Annotated in this window: 24 protein-coding genes; 11 read left to right on the forward strand and 13 right to left on the reverse strand. The window is 72.7% G+C overall.

Going from position 1 to position 24,957, the window contains the following annotated elements:
* Positions 1 to 59 precede the first annotated feature (59 nt).
* From pip to ACIRPK_RS06435, 3 genes are all read right to left on the reverse strand, one after another.
* Positions 60 to 1,019 carry a prolyl aminopeptidase gene (pip, locus tag ACIRPK_RS06425; protein WP_403033831.1) on the reverse strand — a complete coding sequence of 320 codons (960 nt, stop codon included), beginning with the start codon at positions 1,017 to 1,019 and terminating at the stop codon, positions 60 to 62.
* A gap of 54 nt (positions 1,020 to 1,073) precedes the next feature.
* Entirely contained in the window at positions 1,074 to 2,114 is a 1,041-nt protein-coding gene (locus tag ACIRPK_RS06430) for a polyprenyl synthetase family protein (RefSeq protein ID WP_403033834.1), read from the reverse strand.
* A gap of 306 nt (positions 2,115 to 2,420) precedes the next feature.
* Positions 2,421 to 3,260: a geranyl diphosphate 2-C-methyltransferase gene (locus ACIRPK_RS06435; protein WP_403033837.1), complete on the reverse strand. Its 840-nt coding sequence runs from the start codon at positions 3,258 to 3,260 to the stop codon at positions 2,421 to 2,423.
* A gap of 609 nt (positions 3,261 to 3,869) precedes the next feature.
* Here ACIRPK_RS06435 and ACIRPK_RS06440 point away from each other — a divergent pair.
* The 4 genes from ACIRPK_RS06440 to ACIRPK_RS06455 all read left to right on the forward strand — a co-directional run bounded on the left by ACIRPK_RS06440 (position 3,870) and on the right by ACIRPK_RS06455 (position 8,783).
* Positions 3,870 to 5,681 carry a beta-propeller fold lactonase family protein gene (locus tag ACIRPK_RS06440; protein ID WP_403033838.1) on the forward strand — a complete coding sequence of 604 codons (1,812 nt, stop codon included), beginning with the start codon at positions 3,870 to 3,872 and terminating at the stop codon, positions 5,679 to 5,681.
* A gap of 147 nt (positions 5,682 to 5,828) precedes the next feature.
* Positions 5,829 to 6,449, forward strand: coding sequence for a TetR/AcrR family transcriptional regulator (locus tag ACIRPK_RS06445; RefSeq protein WP_403033840.1), 621 nt, complete (start codon positions 5,829 to 5,831; stop codon positions 6,447 to 6,449).
* Between the two features lie 151 nt (positions 6,450 to 6,600).
* Complete coding sequence (locus ACIRPK_RS06450) at positions 6,601 to 7,353, forward strand: serine/threonine protein kinase (protein ID WP_403033842.1); 753 nt, start codon at positions 6,601 to 6,603, stop codon at positions 7,351 to 7,353.
* Positions 7,350 to 8,783, forward strand: coding sequence for a serine/threonine-protein kinase (locus tag ACIRPK_RS06455; RefSeq protein ID WP_403033845.1), 1,434 nt, complete (start codon positions 7,350 to 7,352; stop codon positions 8,781 to 8,783). Before ACIRPK_RS06450 ends, ACIRPK_RS06455 begins: the two co-directional genes overlap by 4 nt.
* 345 nt (positions 8,784 to 9,128) lie before the next feature.
* On the opposite strand, the gene ACIRPK_RS06460 is transcribed toward ACIRPK_RS06455, so the two are convergent.
* The gene (locus ACIRPK_RS06460; RefSeq protein ID WP_403033848.1) at positions 9,129 to 10,787 is read right to left on the reverse strand and encodes a penicillin-binding transpeptidase domain-containing protein; all 1,659 of its coding nucleotides are present in this window, start codon (positions 10,785 to 10,787) and stop codon (positions 9,129 to 9,131) included.
* 205 nt (positions 10,788 to 10,992) lie between these two features.
* On the reverse strand, positions 10,993 to 11,493 hold the full coding sequence (locus tag ACIRPK_RS06465; RefSeq protein ID WP_403033850.1) for an SsgA family sporulation/cell division regulator: 501 nt from the start codon (positions 11,491 to 11,493) through the stop codon (positions 10,993 to 10,995).
* Between the two features lie 303 nt (positions 11,494 to 11,796).
* Between ACIRPK_RS06465 and ACIRPK_RS06470 the strand changes: the two genes are divergently transcribed.
* From ACIRPK_RS06470 to ACIRPK_RS06480, 3 genes are all read left to right on the forward strand, one after another.
* The gene (locus ACIRPK_RS06470; RefSeq protein WP_403033852.1) at positions 11,797 to 12,216 is read left to right on the forward strand and encodes a helix-turn-helix transcriptional regulator; all 420 of its coding nucleotides are present in this window, start codon (positions 11,797 to 11,799) and stop codon (positions 12,214 to 12,216) included.
* Between the two features lie 10 nt (positions 12,217 to 12,226).
* Positions 12,227 to 12,640 carry a VOC family protein gene (locus ACIRPK_RS06475; protein ID WP_403033853.1) on the forward strand — a complete coding sequence of 138 codons (414 nt, stop codon included), beginning with the start codon at positions 12,227 to 12,229 and terminating at the stop codon, positions 12,638 to 12,640.
* A gap of 138 nt (positions 12,641 to 12,778) precedes the next feature.
* The gene (locus ACIRPK_RS06480; RefSeq protein WP_403033856.1) at positions 12,779 to 15,169 is read left to right on the forward strand and encodes an ATP-binding cassette domain-containing protein; all 2,391 of its coding nucleotides are present in this window, start codon (positions 12,779 to 12,781) and stop codon (positions 15,167 to 15,169) included.
* 85 nt (positions 15,170 to 15,254) lie between these two features.
* On the opposite strand, the gene ACIRPK_RS06485 is transcribed toward ACIRPK_RS06480, so the two are convergent.
* Complete coding sequence (locus ACIRPK_RS06485; RefSeq protein WP_403033859.1) at positions 15,255 to 15,620, reverse strand: hypothetical protein; 366 nt, start codon at positions 15,618 to 15,620, stop codon at positions 15,255 to 15,257.
* A 232-nt stretch (positions 15,621 to 15,852) separates the two neighbouring features.
* Between ACIRPK_RS06485 and ACIRPK_RS06490 the strand changes: the two genes are divergently transcribed.
* Positions 15,853 to 16,086, forward strand: a complete 234-nt coding sequence (locus ACIRPK_RS06490; protein WP_403033862.1) for a hypothetical protein — start codon at positions 15,853 to 15,855, stop codon at positions 16,084 to 16,086.
* A gap of 54 nt (positions 16,087 to 16,140) precedes the next feature.
* Here ACIRPK_RS06490 and ACIRPK_RS06495 read toward each other — a convergent pair whose 3' ends face one another.
* The 3 genes from ACIRPK_RS06495 to ACIRPK_RS06505 form a co-directional block, all read right to left on the reverse strand.
* Positions 16,141 to 16,347, reverse strand: a complete 207-nt coding sequence (locus ACIRPK_RS06495; protein WP_403033865.1) for a hypothetical protein — start codon at positions 16,345 to 16,347, stop codon at positions 16,141 to 16,143.
* 51 nt (positions 16,348 to 16,398) lie between these two features.
* The gene (locus ACIRPK_RS06500; RefSeq protein ID WP_403033868.1) at positions 16,399 to 16,776 is read right to left on the reverse strand and encodes a VOC family protein; all 378 of its coding nucleotides are present in this window, start codon (positions 16,774 to 16,776) and stop codon (positions 16,399 to 16,401) included.
* 135 nt (positions 16,777 to 16,911) lie between these two features.
* On the reverse strand, positions 16,912 to 17,715 hold the full coding sequence (locus ACIRPK_RS06505; protein ID WP_403033871.1) for an endonuclease I family protein: 804 nt from the start codon (positions 17,713 to 17,715) through the stop codon (positions 16,912 to 16,914).
* A gap of 327 nt (positions 17,716 to 18,042) precedes the next feature.
* On the opposite strand from ACIRPK_RS06505, the gene ACIRPK_RS06510 reads away from it, so the two are divergent.
* Positions 18,043 to 18,999: a GNAT family N-acetyltransferase gene (locus tag ACIRPK_RS06510; protein WP_403033873.1), complete on the forward strand. Its 957-nt coding sequence runs from the start codon at positions 18,043 to 18,045 to the stop codon at positions 18,997 to 18,999.
* Positions 19,000 to 19,038: 39 nt separating this feature from the next.
* On the opposite strand, the gene ACIRPK_RS06515 is transcribed toward ACIRPK_RS06510, so the two are convergent.
* Positions 19,039 to 19,683, reverse strand: coding sequence for a DJ-1/PfpI family protein (locus ACIRPK_RS06515; protein ID WP_403033876.1), 645 nt, complete (start codon positions 19,681 to 19,683; stop codon positions 19,039 to 19,041).
* Positions 19,684 to 19,754: 71 nt separating this feature from the next.
* On the opposite strand from ACIRPK_RS06515, the gene ACIRPK_RS06520 reads away from it, so the two are divergent.
* Entirely contained in the window at positions 19,755 to 20,711 is a 957-nt protein-coding gene (locus ACIRPK_RS06520) for a helix-turn-helix domain-containing protein (protein WP_403033879.1), read from the forward strand.
* 160 nt (positions 20,712 to 20,871) lie between these two features.
* Here the strand turns inward: ACIRPK_RS06520 and ACIRPK_RS06525 are convergent, their stop codons facing one another.
* Complete coding sequence (locus ACIRPK_RS06525; protein ID WP_403033882.1) at positions 20,872 to 21,540, reverse strand: methyltransferase domain-containing protein; 669 nt, start codon at positions 21,538 to 21,540, stop codon at positions 20,872 to 20,874.
* A 658-nt stretch (positions 21,541 to 22,198) separates the two neighbouring features.
* Here ACIRPK_RS06525 and rho point away from each other — a divergent pair.
* On the forward strand, positions 22,199 to 23,458 hold the full coding sequence (gene rho / locus ACIRPK_RS06530) for a transcription termination factor Rho (protein ID WP_403033884.1): 1,260 nt from the start codon (positions 22,199 to 22,201) through the stop codon (positions 23,456 to 23,458).
* 25 nt (positions 23,459 to 23,483) lie between these two features.
* On the opposite strand, the gene ACIRPK_RS06535 is transcribed toward rho, so the two are convergent.
* Entirely contained in the window at positions 23,484 to 24,212 is a 729-nt protein-coding gene (locus ACIRPK_RS06535; RefSeq protein ID WP_403033886.1) for a class I SAM-dependent methyltransferase, read from the reverse strand.
* 111 nt (positions 24,213 to 24,323) lie between these two features.
* The gene (locus tag ACIRPK_RS06540) at positions 24,324 to 24,926 is read right to left on the reverse strand and encodes a winged helix-turn-helix transcriptional regulator (protein WP_403033889.1); all 603 of its coding nucleotides are present in this window, start codon (positions 24,924 to 24,926) and stop codon (positions 24,324 to 24,326) included.
* Between the last annotated feature and the right edge of the window lie 31 nt (positions 24,927 to 24,957).

The raw sequence follows: 24,957 nt of genomic DNA on the forward strand, positions 1-24,957 counted from the left end.
GGGGCGTCGGCCCAGACGGTGGGGCACCGTCTGGGCCGACGGTGCCCCACCGGTCGGGGTCAGCGGTCCTTGAACTCCTCGATCGCCGCCCGGACCGCCGCCGCCATCGCCGCGCTGCCGACGTGCCCCGAGTCCTCGAAGATCTCCAGCCGCGCGTCCGGCCACCTCTTCGCCAGCTCCCAGGCCGTCTGCACCGGGCTGCCCATGTCGTGCCGGCCGTGCACCAGCACCGCCGGGATCCCGGCCAACCTGTGCGCGTTGCGCAGCAGTTGGTCCTCCTCCAGCCAGGCGCCGCGGCTGAAGAAGTGCGCGCAGATCCGGACGAACGCGATCTGCGCGTCGAGCTCCCGGTCGCTGTACATCCCGGGCACGCCGTTGGGCTCGTCCGAGATCACCGCGTCCTCCCAGGCCAGCCAGTCCCGGGCCGCCCGCACCCGGACCGCCCGGTCGGGGTGCTCCATCAGCCGGGCGTACGCGGCCAGCAGGTCACCGTCCCGCTCCTCCTCGGGCACACCGTCGCGGAACCGGTCCCACGCCTCCGGCCGGAACCGCCCCGCACCCCGGTAGAGCCAGTCGGTCTCGGCCGGCCGGGTCGTGGTCACCGCCTGGATGACGATCTCGGTGACCCGCTCGGGATGCTGCTGCGCGTAGGCCAGCAGAAGCGTCGAACCCCAGGACGCGCCGTTCAGCAACCACCGCTCCACGCCCAGGTGTTCGCGCAGGCGCTCGATGTCGTCGATCAGGTGCTGAGTGGTGTTCAGGCGCATGTCCGCCGCCGGGTCGCTCGCGTGCGGGGTGCTCCGCCCGCAGTTGCGCTGGTCGAAGCGGATGAGCCGGTACCGCTCCGGGTCCCAGGACCTGGTCGGCCGGTCCGGCGTGCCGGATCCCGGGCCGCCGTGCACGTAGAGGGCGGGCTTGCCCTCGGGGTTGCCCAACTGTTCGTAGTAGATGCGGTTGCCGTCCCCGGTGTCGAGCATGCCTTTGCCGTACGGACCGGTGGGAGGATAGAAGTCGACCATGACCGTCGAGCCTAGGGCCTGCCCGGCCGCCCGGTCCGACGGAGCGGTCGGTGCTCACCGCGGCCTCCGGGTGACCAGGGCGGCCAGCGCGCGCAGCGCCGTACTGTCGCCGCCGGGCAGCAGCGAGCGGTCCAGGATGCCGAGGGCCGAGACGGTGTACAGCTCGGCCTGTTCCTCCGCCCAACTGCGGCCGCCCGCCAGGACCACCGGCTCGGCGGCCCGGGCCGGCTCGGCCGGGGTGAGCGGGCGGTGCCGGCCGTAGCGGACGCGCAGGCGCCGGCCGGGCCCGGTGCCACCGACCGGCGCGGCCACCACCGGCAGGGATTTCTTCCGGGCCCGCAGGTCGGCGCCGGCGGGGCTGCCGGTGACGGCGGGGTCGCCCCGGATCCCGAGCAGGTCGTCGGCCAGGTGGAACGCCGTGCCCAGTTGGCGGCCGAAGGCGTCCAACGCCAGCACCACCCCGATGGGGGCCCCGACGGCCAGCGCACCGAGTGCGCAGGACAGTCCGAGCAGTGCACCGGTCCTCCCGGCCGCCATCTCCAGGTACTCGACGATACTGACCTCGTCGCGCTGTTCGAAGGCGCGGTCCAGGTGCTGCCCCTCGCACAGCTCCACCACGCAGACCCCGAGCCGGCGCACCGCCTCGGCCCGCGCGGGATGGTCCCCTCGGGCCAGCACCTGCGGGGCGAGCACCAGCATCGCGTCCCCGGCCAGGATCGCGTCGGCGGTGCCGAACGCCTGCCGGGCGGAGGGTCGGTGACGGCGCGTCTCGTCCCGGTCCAGCACGTCGTCGTGCAGCACCGAGAAGTTGTGCACCAGCTCGACGGCGGCCGCCGCCGGCACTGCGTCGGCGCCGACCCCGCCGACCGCCCGGGCCGCGGCGAGGGCCAGCGCGGGACGCAGGGCCTTGCCGGAGCCGCCGGCCCGCTTGCTCCCGTCCGCCTCCCACCAGCCGAGCTGGTAGCCGCAGACCAGCCGCATCCTGGCGGGCATCTCCTGGACCGAGGTGCGCAACAGGGCGTCGACCAGCCCGCGCGCCCGGTCCAGCAGCGGCCCGGCCCGGTGTTCGCCGTGGTCGGCCGCGACGCCGGTCATCACCCGGCCCCCTTCCGTCCGCTCGGACGGCGTTACGGAAGTCACCGGGCGTCCTGCCACGGTGGCCGGTCGGCGCCCACAGTAGTCAGTACGCTCCCATGTCCGGTGGGGCGACAGCCGTGCGGTGACCTCATCTGTTGAACATCGGACGGGCGTTGAACATCTGACAGGCGTCGGCCTCCTCTCCCTGATCGGAATTCGGCACGAGTGCTCACCGCGTGCCGGTTCCGCGACTCCCCACCGCCGGACGGCGGTTCGCCGTCCGGCTCGAAGTCCTGATGGAGAGACGTTCCGTCAGTTCGACGGTCAGATGCGGTCGGCGGCGATCAGGAGGTACTGGAAGCTGCCGTCCTGGTAGGAGGAGAGGAAGGCGTCCTCGATGCCGGTGGTGACCGAGGACTTGGTGCGCAGTTCCCAGTAGGGGATGGTGGCGGCGGTGAGGTTCTCGACGTGGACGGGGACCAGGCGGTTGGCGGCGAGTGCGGCGAAGTACTCGGAGCGGCCGTGGATGTTGCACTCGTAGTGGGCGTTGATGGTGGACACCGCCTTGGACGGCTGCCCGTAGACGTCGTTGTAGCAGCCGGTGATGGTCACGTACCGGCCGCCCCGGGCCAGCAGGGCCGAGTGCGCGGCGAACAGGTCGTTCAGGTCCACGTACATGGTCGACTCGTTGTTCCAGATCGCCTGGTACCCGCCCCGCTCGAAACCCGTCTCCAGCATGTTGCCGACGTGGTACCTCACCCGGTTCTCGATGCCGAGCTCCGCGGCCCGGCGGTTGGCGAAGTCGACCTGCTTGGAGGAGAGCGAGACGCCGTCCACGTGGCAGCCGAAGGCCTGGTGCGCCAGCACCGAGGTGCCGCCGCGCCCGCAGCCCGCGTCCAGGATCCGCTGCTCGGACCCGACCCGGCCCAGGTGACTGATCAGCAGGTGCGCCTGCGCGGTCTCCAGCCGGTGCATCTCGTTGATGATCGCCTGGTCGCGGTCGGTCTCGGGGGTGTCGAGCACGGACCAGTCGACGTCCCCCACGCCGTAGTGGTGGTGGTAGAGGCCGTCCACGTCACCCAGGCGCAGGTTGACGGGCCGCTCCTCGGCGTTCCAGTAGTTGGCGATGTCCTGCTGGTACCGGCTGCGGATGGAGGTGGTCATGACACTGTCCCTTCGGGTCCGGTGATCGGGGTGCGGCGACCGGTGCCGGTGCCGGCTCTCGGGCGCGCTGGCCGCCGGGCGTTGCGAGCAGTGCTCGCGGCCCGATCGGCACGTCCAGTAACTCCCGCCGACCCGCTGGTGCGTAACGTCCGGTCGGTACCGACCTGTTGAAAGCCGTAATCCGGTTGAACCCCCGTCGGAGCGGCGCACCCGGATGCGAAGGACCGGCCGTCGGACCCACCGCCCGTGGTTCGTGATCGGCGCACCCCCTGGACGTCCGGGGAAGGGCTTCGCAGGCTCCGGCCCCCCTGACGGGTCGTCGGCCGGCGCGGTGCCGGAAGTCCCGTTGATGTGACCGTTCGGCTCCGCTGAGCGACGCGCGGGTGCCATGCTGATCGGGCCGACGCGGGGGGTTCTGCGTCGGCTGCCAGGCGTGTTCGGACGGCCGGGGGGCCGTCCCCGGTGGTGCCACGGGGGCCGGGGCGGTCGGGACTTCCGCGGTCGCTCCGTACCTGCCCGGCCCGTCGTGCGTGACCGCGCCGCCACGGATTTCCCCAGGGGCCGCCGGTCCCGCCGTCGTGGTGCGGAGGATGAGAAGGGAAGACCACTGTGTCCTCGCGATCCGAGTTACTCCGGGCCCGTACGGAACCGCGTCGTCGGTTCACCTCGCTGGTGGCCTCCGGCGCGCTGGCCTTCGCCGGCCTGACGGCGGTGGCCGCCACCCCGGCCACCGCAGCCGCCCCGGCGCTCGCGGCCGCCCGGGGCGTGGCCTACGTCGCCGACTCCGGCGGCAACTCCGTCTCGGTGATCGACACCGCCACCGACGCCGTCGTCGCCACCGTGCCGGTCGGCCGTGGACCGCGCGACGCGGTGCCGAGCCCGGACGGCAGCCGGGTGTACGTCAGCAACTACGTCAGCGACACCGTGTCGGTGATCGACACCGGCAGCAACACCGTGCTGACGACCGTTCAGGTGACCAACAGCCCGTGGGAGCTCTCGGTCACCCCGGACGGCAGCCGGGTCTACGTGGCGAACTTCCTCGACGACAGCGTCTCCGTGATCGACACCGCCACCAACACCGTGCTCGCCACCGTGCCCACCGGTGACGGGGCCCGCGATCCTGAGCCCACCCCGGACGGCAGCCGGGTCTACGTCGCCAACAGCAACGCCGGCAGCGTCTCGGTGATCGACACCGCCAGCAACGCCGTCACCGCGACCATCGCCGTCGGCGCCGGCCCGTACAACCTCGCGTTCGCCCCGGACGGCAGCCGCGCCTACGTCACCGACCGCTCGGCGGACACCGTGTCGGTGATCGACACCGCCACCAACACCGTCACCGCGACCGTCCCGGTCGGCTCCGGGCCCAGCGGGGTCGTCCTCACCTCGGACGGCAGCCGTGCCTTCGTCGGCAGCAGCCTGGTCGACACGGTGTCGGTGATCGACACCGCCACCAACACCGTGACCGCCACCTTCGCGGCGGGTGACGGCCCGTTCGGGATGGCACTGACTCCCGACGGCGGACGGCTCTACGTGGCCGACAACGTCAGCGGCAGCGTCTCGGTCCTCGACACCGCCACCGGTGCGGTGACCGGTACGGTCGCCGTCGGCCCGGGCCCGTTCGGCGTCGGCATGCTCGCCGTCGCCGCGCCGGTCACCGGCGCCGATCTGACCGTGGCCGTGACCGACTCCGCCGACCCCGTCGCGCCCGGCGTCCCGTACACCTACACGGCCACCGTCACCAACCACGGGCCGGGCACCGCGACCGGGGTCGCCCTGAGCACCACGCTGTCCGGCGCCGCCCGCACCGTCACCGGTGCCACGCCGGGCTCGTGCGCGATCGCCGCACCGGTGGTCACCTGCCCGATCGGTGCCCTGGCCAACGGGGCCCAGGCCACCGTCACCGTGACGGTCCGCCCCGACGCGGCCGGCAGCATCACCGCGACGGCCACCGCGACGGCCACCGAGGCCGACCCGGTGCCCGCCGACAACACCGGCGCGCAGAGCACCACCGTGCAGGCACCCGCCGTGCGGAGCGCCGACATCGACGTGGACCTCACCGCGACGCCGCACGTCGGCCTGCTGGCGCCGTACCTCACCTACACCCTGGCCGCCCGCAACACCGGCCCCGACGCGGTCGGTTCGGCCACCGTCACCGCCACCCTGCCTCCGGGCGCCGTCGCCACCGGCCTCTCCACCGGCTGCACCACCACCGCCGCCACCGTGACCTGCACCTTCGGTGCCATCGCCGACGGTGCCGGGGCGACGAAGTCCTTCCGCGTCCCGCTCGGCCTGCTCTCGCTGGGCAAGGTGACGGTCACCGGTGCCCGCACCAGCTCGTCCCCGACCGACCCCAACGCGGGCAACGACCGCGCGAGCGTGACCTGCAACGTCGTCTCCGTCCTGCTGGTCTCCTGCCCCTGACGGCCCAACCACCCTCCCCGCCAGGGGAGTCGGCCGAGTCCGCCCCCGGTCGGAACCGGGGGCGGGCTCGGCCCGCTCACCGGAAGTGCGCGAAACCCGCCGGAAGGAACCACTCCGGACCGCCTCCCGTACTCATAGGATTGACCGATGAATGGTGGGCGCAGGCGCGGGCCGAGTAAGGGCGACCTGAGGGAGCAGAGCATCCTCCGGGTGGCCGCCGCCATGGTGGCCGAGCAGCCGATCGCGCAGATCAGCGTCGACAGCCTCGCGGCGGCCGCCGGGATCTCCCGGTCCTCGTTCTACTTCTACTTCGGCTCCAAGGCCGAGGTGATCGCCCGGCTGGTGGCCCCGGTCGCCGACGAGTTGAGCCGGGCGCTGGTGCCCTGGAGCGAGGGCACCGGTCCCGACCCCGAGCCGCTCCGGGCCGCCCTGCGGCGGAGTGCCGAGGTCTGGCGCGAGCACCGGGACCTGCTCCGGCAGGTCCTGCTGGACGCCGCGCCCGACCCGGCAATCGCTCCGCTCCGGGCCCGGATGATCGGCGACTGCATCGACCTGATCGCCGCCCGGATCCGCCGCGAGCGGGCGGCCGGCCGGGCCCCGGACGGGCCGCCGCCGGCCGAGACGCTGGCCCGGGCGCTCAACCAGCTGACCTTCGCGGCCCTGGCCACCTCACCGCTCGGCACGCCGGGGGACGAGGCGGAGGCGGCGGTGGTCGAGCTGCTGGAAACGGTCTTCCAGCGCGCCGTCTACGCCTCCACTCCGGTCTGACCGTCCCCTCCACCGACCTGACGTCGGCAAACCTGTGGTGCGCATCATGTTGATTAATTTCGACACAGCGTCGATTCTGATTGCGCCCTGACAGGATCTCTCGCCCAACGGATGGACCGAGGCGCGTACCCGGGGGCGGAAGAGGTGGGGGATGGGGAGCGTCCTGGTGCACGTGGCCTCGGCCGAAGGCACCGCGGTCAGCCTTGAGCTCGGCCCGGGCGAGGTGACCAGGTTCGGCCGGGGCTGTGCGGAGCAGCCGGTCGGGATCGTGCTGCCCGACCCGGCGGTGCCCCGGCTGGCCGGTGAGATCCGGGCCGCCGAGGACCACTGGCAGTTGAGCAACTTCAGCAGCTCGCTCAGCTACGTGGTGGAGAACCCGGAGGGCGCCGGCGAGTACATCCGGATCGCGCCCCGCCGGGTCGGCGCACCGGTGCCGTTCGAGTTCGCCCGGGTGGTGCTGCCCACCCAGGGCGCCACCCAGAGCTTCCAGGTGTACGCACCGGCGCACACCTACTACGACGCGCCGCCACGCCCGCAGTCCGCCGGTCCGGCCACCCTGATGGCCTTCCCGCTGGACGAGTCGGCGACCTACTTCCTGGTGCTGGTGGCCCTCTGCGAGCCCCGGCTGCGCGACCTGTCGGTCCCGGCGGTGCCCACCACCCGGCAGGTGGTGGAGCGCCTCCGCACCCACCCCGGCTGCCACGGGATCTCCGAACCCACCGTCAGCTTCCACATCGACTACCTGGCCCGCAACAAACTGCGGGTCCGTCAGCCCGAGAACGGCGGGCGGATGGACGGCAAGCGCGAGGCCGTGGTCTCGCTCGCACTCCGGTTCGGGCTGGTCCGGGAGGACCACCTCGCCCTGCTGCCCGCCCGTCCCGCGACCCGCCTGGAGACCTCATGAACGACTCCCCCGCCCTCGCCGTCGGCCGGCCGCTGCCGGACGGCGCGCTGGCCGTCCCGCCCGGCTACCGGGTCGGCGACTGGGAGGTGACCGGCTTCCTCGGCGCCGGCGGCTGGGGCAGCGTCCACCTGGCCCGGCGGGTCGGTCCCGTCCCCGGGGGCGAACCGGCCGAGGCCGCCGTGAAGTTCCTCTCCACCACCGGGCTGGCGCCGCGTCAGGCCAGGGCGCTGGCCGAGACCGCCGACCGCGAGGTCGCGTTCAGCCGCTCCACCGACCACCCGCACCTGATCCGGGTGCTGGGCACCGCGGTGGTCTCCGACCCCGACACCCCCGCCCTGGACGGCGCGATCGCCCTGATCATGGAGCGCGCCGAGCGGAGCGTGCTCGACGCGCTGGGCCGGGACGACGCACCGGGCGAGGACGGCGCCGACCCGGCGCCCGGCCTGCCGGAGACCGGCCGCCTGCTGATCCAGATCGCCGAGGCGCTGGCCCACCTGCACGAGTCGGGCTGGGTGCACGGCGACCTCAAGCCGGCCAACATCCTGCTGATGGCCGACGGCACCGCCCGGCTCGCGGACTTCGGACTGGCCGCCCGGATCGAGGGCACCCACGGCTACGCGCCGCCGCTCGGCTCCCCGGACTACCTCCCACCGGAGCGCCGGACCGAGCAGCTCAGCGAACGGGGCGTCATGACCCGCCCCGGCACCGACCTCTGGGCCTTCGGGATCACCGCCCACCAGATCCTCACCGGCGGCGCCATGCCGTTCGGCGGTGGAACCCCGGCCGCCCGGGCCGCCGCCGTGCACGAGTACGCCACCGGGCGCAGCCGGCTCCGGCTGGCCACCGAACTCCCCGCCTCCTGGCAGGCCGTGCTCGGCGACTGCCTGGCCGCCGACCCGGCCGAGCGTTCCCGGCACACCATGGAGACCCTGCTGCCCCGGATCCGGGCCGCGGCCGCCGAGGCCGCCCCGGCCCCGCGCCGCCGCAGGCGGTGGCCGCTCGTCGGCGGCGTGCTCCTCGCGGCGGCGGTCACCGCCACCGCGCTCGCCTGGCCGTTCGGCGACCAACCCACCGGGGCCGCCGCCCCGGTGAGCAAGCCGATCCACGTCTACAACATGGACGGCAACTGCAAGGAGCTGGCCGAACGGGTGCCCGCGTGCAGCCTCGGGCTGGCCCGCGACCCGCACCGCAAGTACGCCGCCGACAACGTGGTCTCCCAACGGGTCTGGCACAACGACGTCCTGCTCACCGACTGCGTGGTCAACGACGGCGACCGGGTCGAGGACGAGAGCGGTACCGGCACCCCCCGCTGGTACCGGGTCCGGCTGGACGGCGGCGCCGATCAGTACGGCTGGCTCCCGGCCGTCCGGACCCGGGACGACCCGCAGGCGCCGGTCTGCGCCGCCTCGGTCGTCACCGCGACCGGCTGACCGACTGTCCTGGCCGAGGCCTTCCGCACCCCCGTGACGGAAGAACCCGGCCGGTCCGGTCGGTCAGCCTTCATGATCGACCAGAACGGCGTCCCGCCGCACCTGCATTTCTGCAGGTTGACCCCGGTCCGCCGAAGCGCTATGGCCTGTCGTCGGACTCCCGACGTCGCCCGAAGGGCGGCCCCGCGGCGGTCGGTGCGTGCTCTCGGCGTGCCCGGCGGGAGCCCTCGCACTGGGTCGTACCCGGGCTTTCGTCCGGTGCGGCGAGAGTGCGTGCCAGGCGTCGTAGGGCAGGCGGGAGTCTGACGACAGGCCCCGGCGGCCGGTCTGACGATTCGCCTCCGGTCAGCCCTTGTTGCCGACCTTCAGCACCTTGGCGGCGGCCGGCCCGGCGGCGTCCGCACCGTGGCCGCCGGCCTGGAACTCGGCGGCCACCGCCAGGTTGCCCGCGTAGGCGGTGATCCAACTGTTCGGCTTGGCCTGGCCGTTGACCTCGGCGGTGCCGGTCTTCGCGGCCGCCCCCGGGATCCCGCCCAGCGACCCCTGCGCGGTGCCGCTCTGCACGGTGCGGCGCATCATCGACTGGAGCTGCCCGAGCACCGTGCCGCCGAGCGAGCGGGCGGCCTTCGGCTGGGCCAGGCCGGGGATCAGGATCGGCTGCCGGAAGGTGCCGTTCTGCACGGTCGCCGCGACCGAGGCCATCGCCAGGGAGTTGGTCTGGATCCGGCCCTGCCCGATGTAGGCCATCGCGGTCTGCGCGGGGTCGCTCTCGACCGGGACCTTGCTGTCGAACGCCGACAGGCCGGTCTGCCAGACCAGCCCGAGGCCGAAGACGTCCTTGGACACCGCCGGCAGGCTCCCGGCCTTGAGCTTCTCCTGACCGGCGATCAGGAACGCGGTGTTGCAGGACTGCGCGAAGTCGTCCTTGAACGTGTTGCCGAGCCGCTCGTCCAGGAAGTCGTTCGGCACCGCCCGCCCCGCCACGTTGGTGGTCTTCGGGCACGCCAGCGGGGTGTCCGGGGTGAGACCGGCCTCCAGCAGTGCGGCGGCGGTGACCACCTTCATGGTCGAGCCGGGCGCGAGGATGGCACCGAAGGCCCGGTTCGGGCCCTGCGCGGGGTAGTTGGCCAGTGCCAGCACCTGCCCGGAGCTCGGCTCGATCGCCACGACCGAGCCCGCCCCGCCCTGCTCCTTCACGGCCGCCTCGGCGGCCCGCTGGAGGTCGGCGTCGATGGTCAGCTGCTTCTTGGCACCGTCCGTCGGCGCGGTGATGGTGAACAGCTGCTCGGCGGCACCCGTACCGCCCGCCTGGGTCAGCACCACACCCTTGCCGGTACCGGCCGGGGCGCCCTCGCCGTCGAACCGCACCTCCCCCAACACCGCCTGCACCGAAGGGAATTCCGCCAGCGGACGCCCCTTGCGGTCCACCACCTGCGAGGGTGCCGCCGAGATCGGCTGCACGGCCAGCACCTTCGTCCCGTCGAGCTTGGGGTGCACCACGCCCGGCTCCCAGTGCACCACCGCCCGGCCGTCGTTCAGCTTGACCATGGCCACCCTGCCGTCGTACTGCCAGGCGCCGGTCGCCCCCGCCAGCTCCACCTTCGCGTGGAACGCCAACGGCACCGCCGTCCCGGCCGACGAGGCCGACGGGCTCGGCGCGGAGGTGGACGCCCCGGCCGGGCCGCCCGGGGTCAGCCCCAGCGCGGTCGGCTTCAGGGCGTCCCGGAACCGGGCCAGCGCGGCGATCTCCGCCTCCGGCTTGTCGGTGTTCCGGCCCGCCTCCTCGTAGTCGCCCTTCGCCCACGCGGCCAGGAAGTCCGCCTCGCCCTTGGCGGCCGCCTCGGCCGACGGGGCCTCGGTGACCACCGCGAGCACCTTCGGTGCCTTCGGCGCCGCCTGCGTGGACCCCCCGGAGCCGTTCACCAGGGCGTACGCCGCGTAGCCGCCACCCGCGACCACGGCCGCCGTCACCACCGCTATGCCGATCTTGGCGCCGTTCTGCATGTCCGGAATCCCCCGATGGTCAGTACGTGGGCAGACGAACCGTTGGTCCGAGCCCGCCGCAAGCGTCTCCCGGGAACTGGGCCCGGGTCATGAGTACGAGTACTCAGAACACCCACGCCGCAGCACCCCCGGAAGTTACACCCGAACTCGAAAAAGTTTCCGGCCCCCGGAAACCGCCGACGGGCCGGCGCCGGATCCTCCGTCCCTACATGGGCGCGGCCCCGCCCGGGCGGCACCCGCAGTCCTCCATCCGCCCGGAACTGGGATGCCGCCGCAGTCGGCACAGCAGCAGGTCGAGATCGAGGTGCTCCCGCTCCGACCCGATCGGCACCAGCCGCTCGGTCCGCCACAGGAAGCCCCCGACGTCCCGGCTCCGGGCCCGCAGCACCGCGCCGCCGGCCTCCCCGCGCAGCGAGACGTAGACGTTCTGCCCGCCGCCCGCCCCCGGATGGACCGTCACGTCGCCCACGCCGGTCCACTCCCGCAGCCCGGTCGCCAGCAGCTCCCGGGCGAACGCCCACACCACCGGCGCCTCCAGCCCGACGTGGAGGTCGAGGAACACCGCGTACGGGTCCCGCACGTCGTACCTCAGACAGCTCGGCACCGGGACGGCCGCGCCGGGGGCCACCACCAGGTGCAGGTCGAGCCGGGTGCTGACGGTCGGTGCACCAGCGCCCTGGACGGGCACCCTGGAGAGACGACGCACCGTCACCACCCCGCCGGCGGGACGTGGTTCCGCACCGCACCGGCGTCCGGCCGGAAGCTCCGGGGCGGTCGGGTCAGTCGTTCCCACTCCGGATCGCTCCGGCCCGGGACGGTCCGTCCTCGGGCCTCCCAGATCCCGGCGAGCTGGGAGAAGATGGGAGCCTGGAGGAGAAACGTTTCTTCAACGGCCATGTCGCTGGCCCCGGTCACAGTACGCACACCGGAAGAACGACCGAGCCGGTCCGGGGTAACCCTCCTTCCCGACGACGGCCGCACCCGCCCGGCGCTGTGGGAAGGTGGTCATATGACCTTGGAGGACCTCGTCCGGCTGCGCCGGGCCCGTGACCAGGTGGACCGCGACTACGCGGAGCCGCTAGACGTTCCGGCGCTGGCCCGGACCGCCCTGATGTCCCCGGGCCACTTCTCCCGCAGCTTCCGCACCGCCTTCGGCGAGACGCCGTACAGCTACCTGATGACCCGCCGGATCGAGCGGGCCAAGGCGCTGCTCCGCCGGGGCGACCTGTCGGTGACGGAGGTCTGCTTCGAGGTCGGCTGTACCTCGCTCGGGTCGTTCAGCTCGCGGTTCACCGAGCTGGTCGGCGAGAGCCCGAGCGCCTACCGGGCCCGCACCCACGAGGAGGGCGCCGACGTCCCGGCCTGCCTCGCCAAGATCCACACCCGACCGGTCAGGAATGGAGAAGCACAAGCCACGGCCCGCCCGTAGCGTGAAACGCATGGACATCAAGCTTTCACAGTGCTTCATCGCCGTCGACGACCACGAGCAGGCGATCCCCTTCTACCGGGACGTGCTCGGTCTGGAGGTGCGCAACGACGTGGGCTACGGGGAGATGCGCTGGGTGACCCTCGGATCGCCGACGCAGCCCGACGTGAGCGTCGTGCTCGAACCTCCGCTCGCCGACCCGAACGCCCCGGCCGCCGACCGGGAGGCCGTGGCGCAGCTGCTGGCCAAGGGCCTGCTGCGCGGCGTCATCTTCGCCACCGAGGACTGCGACGCCACCTTCGAGCGGATCAGCGCCGCCGGCGCCGAGGTGCTCCAGGAGCCGATCGACCAGCCGTACGGCGTCCGCGACTGCGCCTTCCGCGACCCGGCCGGCAACATGCTGCGGTTCAGCCAGCCCCGCACGTAGCGTTCCCCACGGAGGCGGATCCCGGCCGGGGTCCGCCTCCGCTGCGGGCCGGACCGGCTTGGATACCTTGGTTCCCGGACCGGGCGCGACAGGTACGGAGACCGCGCAGGCGGTCCCGCGTGAACAGATGGAGACACCATGAGCAGGGCCAAGCGGACGGACCCGCAGTCGGCTGAGCCGCACGTCGCCGACCGCCACGATCTGATCCGCGTGCACGGCGCGCGCGTGAACAACCTCAAGGACGTCAGCATCGAGATCCCGAAGCGCCGGCTCACGGTGTTCACCGGTGTCTCGGGCTCGGGCAAGAGCTCCCTGGTGTTCGGCACCATCGCGGCGGAGTCCCAGCGGCTGATCAACGAGACCTACAGCGCCTTCGTGCAGAACTTCATGCCGACGCTGGCCCGTCCCGAGGTCGACGTGCTGGAGGGGCTGACCACCGCGATCATCGTCGACCAGGAGCGGCTGGGCGCGGACCCGCGCTCGACGGTCGGCACCGCGACCGACGCCAACGCAATGCTGCGCATCCTGTTCAGCCGGCTCGGCAAGCCGCACATCGGCTCCCCGCAGGCGTTCTCCTTCAACGTCGCCTCAGCCAGCGGGGCGGGCGCGATCACCATGGAGCGGGCCGGACAGACCGTCAAGGAGCGGCGCTCGTTCAGCGTCACCGGCGGCATGTGCCCGCGCTGCGAGGGCCGGGGCTCGGTCTCCGACGTCGACCTCACCCAGCTCTACGACGCCACCAAGTCGCTCGACGACGGCGCGCTGACCATCCCCGGCTACAAGGCGGGCGGCTGGAACTACCGGCTCTACAGCGAGTCGGGCTTCTTCCCGGCGGACAAGCCGATCGGCAGGTTCACCAAGCAGCAGCTGCAGGACTTCCTGCACCGCGAGCCGACCCGGATGAAGATCGCGGGCATCAACATGACCTACGAGGGGCTGATCCCACGGATCCAGAAGTCCTTCCTGGCCAAGGACCGGGAGGGGATGCAGCCGCACATCCGGGAGTTCGTGGACCGGGCGGTCACCTTCACCCGCTGCCCCGACTGCGACGGCACCCGGCTCAGCGCGGGGGCCCGGTCCTCGAAGATCAGGAAGATCAGCATCGCCGACGCCTGCGCGATGCAGATCAGCGACCTGGCCAAGTGGGTCAGCGGCCTGGACGAGCCCTCGGTGGCGCCACTGCTGATCGCCCTCCGGCAGACCCTGGACTCCTTCGTCGAGATCGGCCTGGGCTACCTCTCGCTGGACCGGCCCGCGGGCACCCTGTCGGGCGGCGAGGCGCAGCGGGTCAAGATGATCCGCCACCTCGGCTCCTCGCTCACCGACACCACGTACGTCTTCGACGAGCCGACCATCGGCCTGCACCCGCACGACATCCAGCGGATGAACGACCTGCTGCTGCGCCTGCGGGACAAGGGCAACACGGTGCTGGTGGTGGAGCACAAGCCGGAGGCCATCGCGATCGCCGACCACGTGGTCGACCTCGGCCCGGGCGCCGGGACGGCGGGCGGCACGGTCTGCTTCGAGGGCACCGTCGAGGAGTTGCGCGCGGCCGGGACGCTGACCGGCCGTCACCTGGACGACCGGGCCTCGCTCAAGGAGACGGTGCGCGAGGCCACCGGCGCGTTGGAGATCCGGGGTGCGACGGCGAACAACCTGCACGGGGTGGACGTCGACATCCCGCTCGGGGTGCTGACCGTGATCACCGGTGTGGCCGGCTCCGGCAAGAGCTCGCTGGTGCACGGCTCGATCCCCGAGGGGGCGGGGGTGATCTCGATCGACCAGGGCGCGATCAAGGGTTCGCGCCGGAGCAACCCGGCGACGTACACCGGGCTGCTGGAGCCGATCCGGAAGGCGTTCGCGAAGGCCAACGGCGTGAAGCCGGCCCTGTTCAGCGCCAACTCCGAGGGGGCCTGCCCGAACTGCAACGGCGCGGGCGTGATCTACACCGATCTGGGGATGATGGCGGGGGTGGCCACCCCCTGCGAGGAGTGCGAGGGGAAGCGGTTCTCCGCCGAGGTGCTGGAGCACCGCCTCGGCGGCCGCGACATCAGCGAGGTGCTCGCGATGTCGGTGACCGAGGCCGAGGAGTTCTTCGGCGACGGCGAGGCGCGCACCCCGGCCGCGCACGCCATTCTGCGGCGGCTGGTCGACGTCGGCCTCGGCTACCTGACCCTCGGTCAGCCGCTGCCCACCCTCTCCGGCGGCGAGCGCCAGCGGGTCAAGCTGGCCACCCACATGGCGGAGAAGGGGACGGTCTACGTCCTCGACGAGCCGACCACCGGCCTGCACCTCGCCGATGTCGAGCACCTGCTCGGCCTGCTCGACCGGCTGGTGGACTCCGGCAAGTCGGTCATCGTCATCGAGCACCACCAGGCGGTGATGGCCCACGCCGACTGGATCGTCGACCTCGGCCCGGGCGCCGGCCACGACGGCGGCCGGATCGTCTTCGAGGGCACCCCCGCCGACCTGGTCGCCGCCCGCTCCACCCTCACCGGCGAACACCTCGCGGCGTACGTCGGCGCCTGACCGGGACCGTCCGTCCCACCTCCGTCAGCGGGGGTGGGACGGGCGGACACCTCCGACGCCGTGGTGCGCCTCCGCGAACGCGGCGTCAGCGCAGGTCGACGATGTCCGCGGCGAAGACCGTCCCGAGCGGCTCGGGGCCGATGTACTGCTGGCAGTTGCACTGCCGGGCCTCGTACCGGAGCGGCCTGCGGTCCGCGTCCCACGCCGTCGGGGCCTCGACCTCCTCGTGGCACCGGCCCTGCCGGTCGTGCTTGGCCAGGTGGTGCGTGCAGCCGCACACGGGCTCCGGTGGCCGGCTCGCCGCGTCCAGCGCGAGCTGCCGGCGTTCGGCGCTCCGGTGCAGCTCCAACTTCCGCTCGTGGCGGGTCCTCAGGCCCCGTCGGACGTTGTCACCGACCCAGCCCCCGCCGAAGATCACGCCGAGGACCACCATCCACAGCCAGTCACCCATACCCGGACTCCCCCCGTTCGACCGTTTCCACCACGCGTGGCAGGCGGGCCGGCCTCCGCTCCCCGGCGCCGGTGAACCATCATTGTTCCCCGCCCGGCGCCACCGCACGCGGTTCTCAACGAGGCTGGTACGGAAGGCACTTGACCGCCCGGCGGTGCCGGGTGGACCGAACGGGCGATGCCCGCTCGGAAATCACCCGTGCCTCCGGCCGCGCCCGGGCGTTGAACCGGGCATGAAGAAGCGCAGCCTGCTCGCCGCCGGATCCCTCGCCGCCGGCGTCGCCCTCTCCCTCACCGCGCCGCACGCCCACGCCGGGGCCCACGCCGGCCTGGCGCACCCCGCCGATCCGGTCGGTGCCACCGTCGCGGACTCGGTGCCGGTCGGCGACGCCGGGACCGTCTCCGGCACCGGCATCGCCGACTCGCTGCTGTCCCACCGTCAGATCGTGCCCGCCACCGACCGGTAGCCCCTGCGGGCGACCGCTGATCCGACCCGGCCGAGGAGACGACCCCCGGCCGGCTCAGGCGTCCAGCGGCCGCCAGGCCGAGCCGTCACCGTCCCACCGGACGTGTCCGAACACCACGTCGGCGAAGTGGACGCCGAAGCCGATCGTGCCGAGCTGCGCCAACTCGGCAACCAGGCGGTGGCGGTGCGCTGCGGTCAGGATCAGGTTGTGGTCGAAGGCCGAGGACCAGTCAGGGTGGTCGATCTGGATCGGCGAGTGCACCGCGTCGCCGCTGCCGCGCCTGACGCCGTGGCCGCCGGTCCGACCCGCCCGTCAGAGCGGGTCGAGGCGGGTCTTGAGCAGGCAGAACTCGTTGCCCTCGGGGTCGGTCAGCACGTGCCAGGACTCCTGCCCGGTCTGACCGACGTCGGCCGGGCGGGCGCCGAGCGCCAACAGGCGTTCCAGCTCGGCGTCCTGGTCGCGGTCGGTGGCGTTGACGTCGATGTGCAGCCGGGACTTCCCGGGCCCGGGCTCCTCGGGGCTGAGGACGATCGTCGGCTGCGGCCCGCCGAACCCCTCGCGCGGCCCGATCTCCACCGAACCGTCGTCCTCCCGGCCGAGCACCACGAAGTCCAGCACCTCGCACCAGAACCGCGCCAGCTCCTCGGGCTCACGACAGCCGAGCACGAGCTCACCGATACGACATGCCATGGACGACTCCTGCTCGCAGCCGGGGCCCTGCGGGGGACCGGACCGACCATCCGGTCCCCCGGCAGCGCACGATCGTGCGATCGTACCGAACAGCCGCCTACGGTCGGCGCGTTCCGAGGAGCCCGGCGCCTCGGGCTACCAGATCGCGTTGACCCACTCCGGGTGGTCGATGAACGGGTTGCGGTTCTTCTGGTACGTGTCGAAGATGACCTGGTTGCGCTTCTCCTCGAAGGCGCTCGGCGGGTCCTGCTGGTTCCACTGCTTCAGCACCGACAGCCGGCCGAGCAGCGGAGCCGTCCCGTTGGTGACCGTCTCGCTGGGCTCCAGGTCGGGCCAGCCGTCCTCGCCCTCGTAGCGGACCACCATGTAGAGGATCATCCGGGCCACGTCGCCCTTGTCCGCGTCGCGCGGCTCGAACGAGTCGGAGTCCGTGAAGCTGCCCGGCGCTCCGCTGACCGGGCTGCCGCCCTTGTCGAAGTCCTTGTTGTCGCGGATGCCGTTGACCTGGACGTCCGCCGGGCGCAGGTGGTGCAGGTCGGTGCCCGGGCCGGTCGAGGTGCCGAAGTCGCCGTGGGACTTGGCCCACACGTGCTCACGGTTCCAGTCGCCCACTGCCCCGCCGTTGAGGCTCTTGCTGCGCGAGGTGCCGCTGTAGAGCAGGATCACGTTGTTGCTGTTGTTCGGGTCCTGGTCGGTGACCTTGAGCGCGTTCCAGACCGCGTCGTAGGAGATCTTGGTCTGGTTCTTGATGATCGCGTGCAGCGAGGACTTCAGGCTCGCGCCGGTCTTGCCGATCGCGTTCTTGTAGTACGTGCTGTCGTACGCGGTGGTCGTGGCGCTCGCCGGAGTCGCGGCGACCGTCGGGAGGGTGAGGCCGACGAGGACGGCGGACACGGTTGCCGCCAGGACCTTCCATCTGCCTGTCTGCGCAACGGACATGGGGGGTGCCCTTTCCCGGGGACGGCACGCGCCGGTACCAGGCATCTGCTCGACGATGCCGTGATCTACGCGTGTTGACTTTTTTGTCATCGGGAGCATGACATGGGCCGGGGGTCGGTCGTGTAACCGGGAGAAAGCCGTTCTGTGACGTTCTCGCATACGCCCGTGGTACCCGCCGGCCCACCGTCCGGCTCCGAGCGGCCGCCCCAACTCACCTGACGGACGCCCCCGTTGCCCCGTACCACCCGGGCCGCACCCGCACGCATCCGGCCCGCCGCCCGGAAATTCGCTCGCGGATCCCGGCCACCCGATGCCAGGGTGACCGGTATGACCACGACTTCCGCGCCGCCCGCCGGCCTCACCGTACGTCCGGCGACCCTCGGCGATGCCGAGGCCGTCTGCGCACTGCTGAACGAGATCGACCTGATCGAGATCGGCCGGGCCGAGACCGAACTGCCCGAGGTCGAGGCGGACCTCAAGCACCCCGAGGTCGAACTCGACCGGGACTCCTGGCTGCTGTACGACGGCTGCCGGCTGGTCGGCTACGGCCTGCTCTGGGACGACTCCGGCGCCGAGCGGATCGACATGGACCAGTACGTCCTGCCGGACCAGCAGGCCGGTGCACTGCACCTGTTCGACCTGATGGAGGACCGGGCCGCCGAGCGGGCCGCCGCCAACGGCGCCCTGCGGGCCGTGGTCCACATGCACCTCAACACCACGCCCACCGTCGACACCGAGGCCCTCCGGGCCCGCGGCTGGCGTCCCGTCCGGCGCTACAACGTGCTGACCCGTGCGGTGCGTTCGGCCGACGACCCGGTTCCCGCGCCGCCCGCCGGGGTGACGCTGCGCGACTGCCGGACCGAGCAGGACCGGCAGGACGCCCACCGACTGCTCCAGGAGTCCTTCGCCGGACACTTCGACTTCCAGCCCCGCAGCTACCAGCAGTGGCTGCACGACATCGACGGCGACAGTGTCGACTGGTCGCTGATCTGGATCGCCACCCTGCCGGACCTCGGCGACGTGGCCGTCCTGCGCACCCGCAACGACCGCACCACGATGGGCTGGGCGGCCAACCTCGGCGTGCTCTCCGCCGCCCGGAGCCGGGGTCTCGGCAGCTACCTGCTGCGCCACTTCTTCGGCACCTTCGCCGCCCTCGGCCGCGACCGCGTCGGCCTGGGCGTCGACACCGACAACAGCAGCGGCGCGCTGGCCCTCTACGAACGGCACGGCATGGCCTTGGACTTCGCCGTCGACACCTGGGAGCTGGTCCGCCCCGTCCGGTAGTCCGCCGGGCCCGCCCCCTCGCCCGCCGGTGGCGTCACCTCAGCCGAGCACGGTCGCGGCCTCGGCCGTGCGGTCGACCTCCCACACGTACTCCATCTGGTGGGCGGTGCGGCGCGCCAGCTGCTCGCCGAAGATCCGGCCCACGATGTAGAGGCTGGCGTCGATGCCCGCGCTGATCCCGGCGGAGGTGACCAGGTCGCCGTCGTCGATCCAGCGGACGTCGGTGTGCACCCGGATCTCCGGCCAGCGCCGGGCCAACTCCTCCTGGTCCTCCCAGTGGGTGGTGGCCCGGCGCCCGTTCAGGGCCCCGGTGGCGGCCAGCAGGAACGCGCCGGTGCAGATGCTGAAGGTCAGCGCGGAGTTCTCCCGACGCCGGGTCAGCCAGTCGACGACCCGCGTGTCCGCCTCGACCGCCGCCGTGACGCCACCGGGGATCACCAGCACGTCGAAGGGCGGGTCCTCGTCGAGGGTGTGGTCCGCCAGCACCCTCAGCCCGCCCCGGGCCCGGACCAGCCGGTCTGCCGGAGCGATCGTCAGCACGCGCAGCAGCGGCTCGCCGTCCTCGGTACGGGCCAGCCGGCCGGCCGTGCTGAAGACCTCGAAGGGGCCGCCCAGGTCAAGCACCTCGACCTCGTCGAAGACGAGCATGCCGAAGGTCAGCGGGGTGGGAGCGTCAGATGTCATGGCACCAGCCTCCGCTCTGCCGGGTGCGGCCCGACAGTGTCGGAAACGGCGTCCACCGCTAGGATTCCGCCATGCGCCACCACCACCGGATCGCCTGCCTCGCCTTCGACGGCCTGGCCCCGTTCGAACTCGCCACGGTCGCCGAGGTGTTCGCCGTCCCCCGGCCCGAGCTGGACGTCGACTGGTGGTACCGGTTCGAGCTGTGCGCCGAGACGCCCGGGCCGCACCGGGTGGTCGGCGGCTTCGACATCGTGGTGCACCACGGCCTGGAGCGGCTCCGGCACGCCGACACCGTCATCGTCCCGGGTGTGGCGGACGTCCGCCGCGAGGTCGCCCCGGCGGTCCTGGACGCACTCCGGGCGGCGGCCCGGCGCGGAGCGCGGGTGGTGTCCATCTGCAGCGGCGCGTTCGCGCTGGCCGCCGCGGGCCTGCTGGACGGGCGGGAGGCGACCACCCACTGGCGGCACGCCCGGCTGCTCCAGGAACGCCACCCGGCGGTGACCGTCAACGCGTCGGTGCTCTACGTCGACGAAGGCTCGGTGATCACCGCCGCCGGTACCGCCGCCGGCATCGACGTCTGTCTGCACCTGGTCCGCAAGGACCACGGCCCCGAGGTCGCCGCCCGGGTGGCCCGCCGGATGGTGGTGGCCGCGCACCGGGAGGGCGGCCAGGCCCAGTTCGCGGAGGCTCCGGTCGGCCGGGCACCGACCGACGATCCGATCGGCCGGGCCGTCCGGTACGCGCTGGACGGCCTGGACCGACGGCTCACCGTCGACGAACTGGCCGGTGTCGCCCACCTGTCGGTGCGTCAGTTCGAGCGCCGATTCGGCGAGGCGACCGGCCTGCCGCCGGGCCGCTGGCTCACCCGCCAGCGGATCCGGGCCGGCGCCGCGCTGCTCGAATCCGCCGACCTCCCGATCGACGCCGTGGCCGCCAGGGTGGGCCTGACCGTCGCCGGGTTCCGCCACCACTTCCGCGAGACGATGGGCGTCAGCCCCTCCGCCTACCGGCGCCAGTACCAACGCTGAGCACGCCCCCTGGCTGGCCGTCAGGGCCACGGCCCGGTCCGGCCGTGAGCCGCCGGGTCCGCTCGCGCCGGCTGCCGAAGGTCCCGCCCGATCCGCTCATCGCGAGTCCCCCTGCGGTTGGGTGACCGGCCACCCTGGTGGCCTCCGGAACCCGAGGTCCTCAGAGCGGCCGCCCGGCCATGACGACAACGCCCGGCCCGGTGTGCTCGTCCGCAGGGAGCCGGAGTTCGGCGACCGGGTGCAGCCCGGCCTGCTCGATCAGCTCCACGAGCTGCTCCGGCCGCCACTTGTGGGTGGTCCACCGGACCGGTACTCCCCCGTAGGCCTCGGTACGCACCACGTCCTCGTCGCCGACGTGCGTGGCGGCGATGAAGTGCCCACCCGGCTTCAGCGCCTGCGCGAAGTGGGCGAGGACCTGGGGAAGGACGTCGCGGGGAAGGTTGAACAGCGACCACCACCCGAGCACGCCGCCGAGGGAGGCTTCCCCGAGGTCGAGCTCGGTGGCGGAGGCGACGCTGAAGCGGCAGTGCGGATGAAGCCGGCGGGCGTTCTCGATCATGCGAGGAGAGAGGTCCACCCCGGATACGTCGAGCCCGCGCCCGGCGAGGTAGCCGGTCACCGTGCCGGGACCGCAGCCGACATCGAGAACGGGCCCGAGGCCGCCCACGGTGTCGGCGAAGGCGTCGATCGACGCCTTCAGCCAGGGGTGGCGACGGATGTCACCGATGCCCGTCGTCGCCACCATGTGGGCGTAGTTGTCGGCCACTTGGTCATAGGACTCCCGAACGACGTCGAGGTCGGCCGGGCGGTCGATACGGTGTGCGCGCATCAGCCAACCATAGGACGGTGGCGCTGTGCGGTCCGGGGTCCTGGCCCGACCGGCCGGCTACGCGTTCGGTAGTCGGTGGTGCCGATCCGCCGCGGCCCGTAAGACCGACCGGCCCATGGTGGGCGGATGAAGCAACACCCGCCGCGTCAGCGTCGGCGCGGCCACGTGTCCGGCTCGATCGGGAGCGGCGCGTCCACCCCCACATCCGGCCGGCCCCCTGCGCACCGGCTGATCCGCCCCTTCGTCCGCCGTTCGCTCCGCTCCGGCCCGAACTCCTCGCCGGGCGATTTCGAACCAGCACACGGAAATCCCGACGCGCACTGCTCCGGGGTGCTACCGTGGCCGGAGGCGGAACGTGGACGCCTTGCCTGGCAACTCGGCAAGTGCAGCAGTGGCCCACCGTCCGGTCGGCCCTCGAAGCCCGGCACAACGCCTGGAACACACGGGGCCAGGCCCCGGATGCCACGCTGTCCCACCGGCACTCATCGCAGCGCCACCGCGTACCGACCGACGTCGAGCGCACCCCGGCACGTCCGGCGAGCCTCAGGCCCGGACACGGCCCCATCTCGGCCGGCCTCCTCAGGACACGCCGCACACGCGCCGTCTCCCATGACGGCAGCCGTACCCACACGCACCACACCACATCGGAGTACCTCCTGTGACCACAGCAACCGAATCCTCAACCACCCCCCGCACCACCACACGTCCCGCCGGCCTGGCGCCCACCGCCCGGACCCGCCCCGCCGCACCGGCGCAGCGGACCCGCAGCCGGGTGAAGCCACCCGTCGCGGACGGCGATCTCGTCACCGTCGCCGGTGTCCTGGACATCCGCGACGGCCACGCCGTACTGCGCACCTCCGGATACCTGCCCGGCCCCACTGACCTGCACGTCTCAGCCGCCCAGGTCCAGGCCCACGACCTGCGGGTCGGCGACGTGCTGACGGGTGGTACCCGCCCCCAGTCCGGACCCGACCGCCGCCGGACCCTGGCCCGCATCGACACCGTCAACAGCCACCCGGCCGACACGCCCCGACTCCGGCCCCGGTTCGGCGATCTGACGCCGCTGTACCCGCAACAGCAGCTGCACCTGGCGACCGACCCGAAGGAGCTGACCGGCCGGACCATCGACCTCGTCGCACCCATCGGCAAGGGCCAGCGCGGACTGCTCGTCGCTCCGCCGAAGACCGGCAAGACAATGGTCATGCAGGCGATCGCCGCAGCGATCACCCGCAACCACCCCGAGGCGCACCTGATGGTCGTACTGATCGACGAGCGCCCCGAGGAGGTCACCGACATGCGGCGCTCGGTCGACGGCGAGGTCATCTCCTCCACCTTCGACCGGCCGGCCCGCGAGCACATCGCCCTCGCCGAACTCGCCATCGAGCGCGCGAAGCGCCTGGTCGAACTCGGCCACGACGTCGTCGTCCTGCTCGACTCGATCACCCGGCTCGCCCGCGCCTACAACGCGGCCGCCCCCACGAACGGCCGAACCCTCAGCGGTGGCGTCGACGCCGCCGCGATCCACCACCCGAAGAAGCTGTTCGGCGCGGCCCGCAACGTCGAGAACGGCGGCTCGCTGACCATCCTGGCGACCGCCCTCGTCGACACCGGCTCCCGGATGGACGACCTGGTGTTCGAGGAGTTCAAGAGCACCGGGAACATGGAACTGCGCCTGGACCGCCGCCTCGCCGACAAGCGCATCTTCCCGGCCGTCGACGTCCGCGCCTCGGGCACCCGCCGCGAGGAACTCCTCCTCGGCCCCGCCCGCACCTCCGCCACCTGGACGCTGCGCCGGGTGTTGGGCGGTCTGGACACCCAGCAGGCCACCGAACTGCTCATCGACCGCCTGAAGCGGACCGACAGCAACTCCGACCTGCTGCGCCAGGTCCTCACCAACTCCCCCCTCAGCACGGCGTGAGGGGAAGCCGAGCGGCCGCAGGAGGTCAGACCGCTCGGACGACCACCACCACGTCCTCGCTCGCCGCCGTGAGCGGGCCCCGTGCCCAATCGCCGTACCAGTTCTCGACCTTGAAGCCCGCCGCACCGAGGAAGGCGTCGATCCCGGCCACCTCCAGGAAGCGCAGGCTCGCCCGGTCGGTGCGCAGCGGCTCGCCCTCGCGGGTCGCCGTGGTCTCGGTGAGGGTCACCACGCCGTCGACGACGGACTCGACCTGGTAGCTCATCCGCAACGGGCGGCCGGTGTGGTCGACGACCTCGAAGGGGTCCGACGAGTTCCAGTCCTCCCACGCTCGCGCCTGCGGGTTGCGGGTGCCGAACACGAACCGCCCACCGTCGGTCAGCGCCGCGCGGATCGCGGCCGGCGACGCGCGCAGCTCGTCGTCGGTGACGAACACCTGGAAGGCGTTGCCCGCCATGACCGCGAGCTCGAACTCCGCCGTCCAAGGCGCGTCCGCAGCCTTGCCCTCGACCCACTCGACGTCGTTGCGCCGGCGGGCCCGGGCGAGCGACGCGATGTCCGGGTCCAGCCCGCACAGCCGGCCGGTATGGCCGCCCTCGCGCGCACGGCGCAGCAGGACGCCGGTTCCGCAGCCGACGTCCAGGACGGACGAGGCGCCCATCACGAAGGGCAGGTAGAAGTCGTCGCTCGGCCCCCAGGGGTTGAGGCGGTCGTAGAGCTCGGCGGCATCGGCATCGGAGTCCACCCGCAGCATTGTGCGGCGCCGGCACCGTACGGCGCCATCAATTTGGCCGCCCGCACACGGGCCCGGCTCGCGGTCACCACCGGTCCGACGGGCGCCGCGACGTACGGAACTGACCTGACGTCAGTCCTCGGGTGTCGCTTGAACCTCTCGGCTCCGGCCGTGCACCGCGCCGGTGTCGGCATGATCGGCCGCACCCCGACCGGGTTCGACGGGGCCCTGACGCCCCCAGCCCGGGGAACGGACCTCCAGGCTGACGTCCGGGCTGTGCACCTCCGCGCCGCAGGTGCGGCAGGTCCAGGCCGCGTCCAACGGGTGGGCGGGGTGCTCGGGGTGGTCCGGGTGGTGCTGCAGTACGACCGGCGGCTCGGCCGACAGCCAGCGGTCGCCCCAGGCGAGCAGCGCCTGGGTGAGCGGGGCGAGGTCCCGGCCGGCCTCGGTCAGGTGGTACTCGTAGCGCAGCGGGTGCTCGCTGTAGGCGCGGCGTTCGACCACGCCCGCTTCCTCCAGGGCCCGCAGCCGGGCGGTGAGCCGGTCACGCGGCGCGCCGGTGTTGCGGACGATCCGGTCGAATCGGTGGTTGCCGTAGAAGAGCTCGCGCACGGCGAGCAGCGCCCACTTCTCACCGAGGACCTGGAGTGCGGCGGCGATGGAACAGGGGCGGCCCGGCAGAGCGGCAGCAGCGGAACGGGTGGCTGTCGGCAGGGCGTCGGTGTGCGGGGTCACCACACCAGCCTGCCATAGCGGGTTGCGTATT

Source organism: Kitasatospora sp. NPDC101801 (assembly GCF_044766665.1).
In the GTDB taxonomy this organism is placed as follows: Bacteria; Actinomycetota; Actinomycetes; order Streptomycetales; family Streptomycetaceae; genus Kitasatospora.

Excerpts from the sequence above, each read along its gene's own strand:
- pip (WP_403033831.1), bottom strand. The coding sequence starts at position 1,019 with ATGGTCGACTTCTATCCTCCCACCGGTCCGTACGGCAAAGGCATGCTC.
- ACIRPK_RS06430 (WP_403033834.1), bottom strand. The coding sequence starts at position 2,114 with ATGACCGGCGTCGCGGCCGACCACGGCGAACACCGGGCCGGGCCGCTG.
- ACIRPK_RS06435 (WP_403033837.1), bottom strand. The coding sequence starts at position 3,260 with ATGACCACCTCCATCCGCAGCCGGTACCAGCAGGACATCGCCAACTAC.
- ACIRPK_RS06445 (WP_403033840.1), top strand. The coding sequence starts at position 5,829 with ATGAATGGTGGGCGCAGGCGCGGGCCGAGTAAGGGCGACCTGAGGGAG.
- ACIRPK_RS06450 (WP_403033842.1), top strand. The coding sequence starts at position 6,601 with ATGGGGAGCGTCCTGGTGCACGTGGCCTCGGCCGAAGGCACCGCGGTC.
- ACIRPK_RS06455 (WP_403033845.1), top strand. The coding sequence starts at position 7,350 with ATGAACGACTCCCCCGCCCTCGCCGTCGGCCGGCCGCTGCCGGACGGC.
- ACIRPK_RS06460 (WP_403033848.1), bottom strand. The coding sequence starts at position 10,787 with ATGCAGAACGGCGCCAAGATCGGCATAGCGGTGGTGACGGCGGCCGTG.
- ACIRPK_RS06470 (WP_403033852.1), top strand. The coding sequence starts at position 11,797 with ATGACCTTGGAGGACCTCGTCCGGCTGCGCCGGGCCCGTGACCAGGTG.
- ACIRPK_RS06475 (WP_403033853.1), top strand. The coding sequence starts at position 12,227 with ATGGACATCAAGCTTTCACAGTGCTTCATCGCCGTCGACGACCACGAG.
- ACIRPK_RS06480 (WP_403033856.1), top strand. The coding sequence starts at position 12,779 with ATGAGCAGGGCCAAGCGGACGGACCCGCAGTCGGCTGAGCCGCACGTC.
- ACIRPK_RS06485 (WP_403033859.1), bottom strand. The coding sequence starts at position 15,620 with ATGGGTGACTGGCTGTGGATGGTGGTCCTCGGCGTGATCTTCGGCGGG.
- ACIRPK_RS06490 (WP_403033862.1), top strand. The coding sequence starts at position 15,853 with ATGAAGAAGCGCAGCCTGCTCGCCGCCGGATCCCTCGCCGCCGGCGTC.
- ACIRPK_RS06500 (WP_403033868.1), bottom strand. The coding sequence starts at position 16,776 with ATGGCATGTCGTATCGGTGAGCTCGTGCTCGGCTGTCGTGAGCCCGAG.
- ACIRPK_RS06505 (WP_403033871.1), bottom strand. The coding sequence starts at position 17,715 with ATGTCCGTTGCGCAGACAGGCAGATGGAAGGTCCTGGCGGCAACCGTG.
- ACIRPK_RS06510 (WP_403033873.1), top strand. The coding sequence starts at position 18,043 with ATGACCACGACTTCCGCGCCGCCCGCCGGCCTCACCGTACGTCCGGCG.
- ACIRPK_RS06515 (WP_403033876.1), bottom strand. The coding sequence starts at position 19,683 with ATGACATCTGACGCTCCCACCCCGCTGACCTTCGGCATGCTCGTCTTC.
- ACIRPK_RS06520 (WP_403033879.1), top strand. The coding sequence starts at position 19,755 with ATGCGCCACCACCACCGGATCGCCTGCCTCGCCTTCGACGGCCTGGCC.
- ACIRPK_RS06525 (WP_403033882.1), bottom strand. The coding sequence starts at position 21,540 with ATGCGCGCACACCGTATCGACCGCCCGGCCGACCTCGACGTCGTTCGG.
- ACIRPK_RS06535 (WP_403033886.1), bottom strand. The coding sequence starts at position 24,212 with ATGCTGCGGGTGGACTCCGATGCCGATGCCGCCGAGCTCTACGACCGC.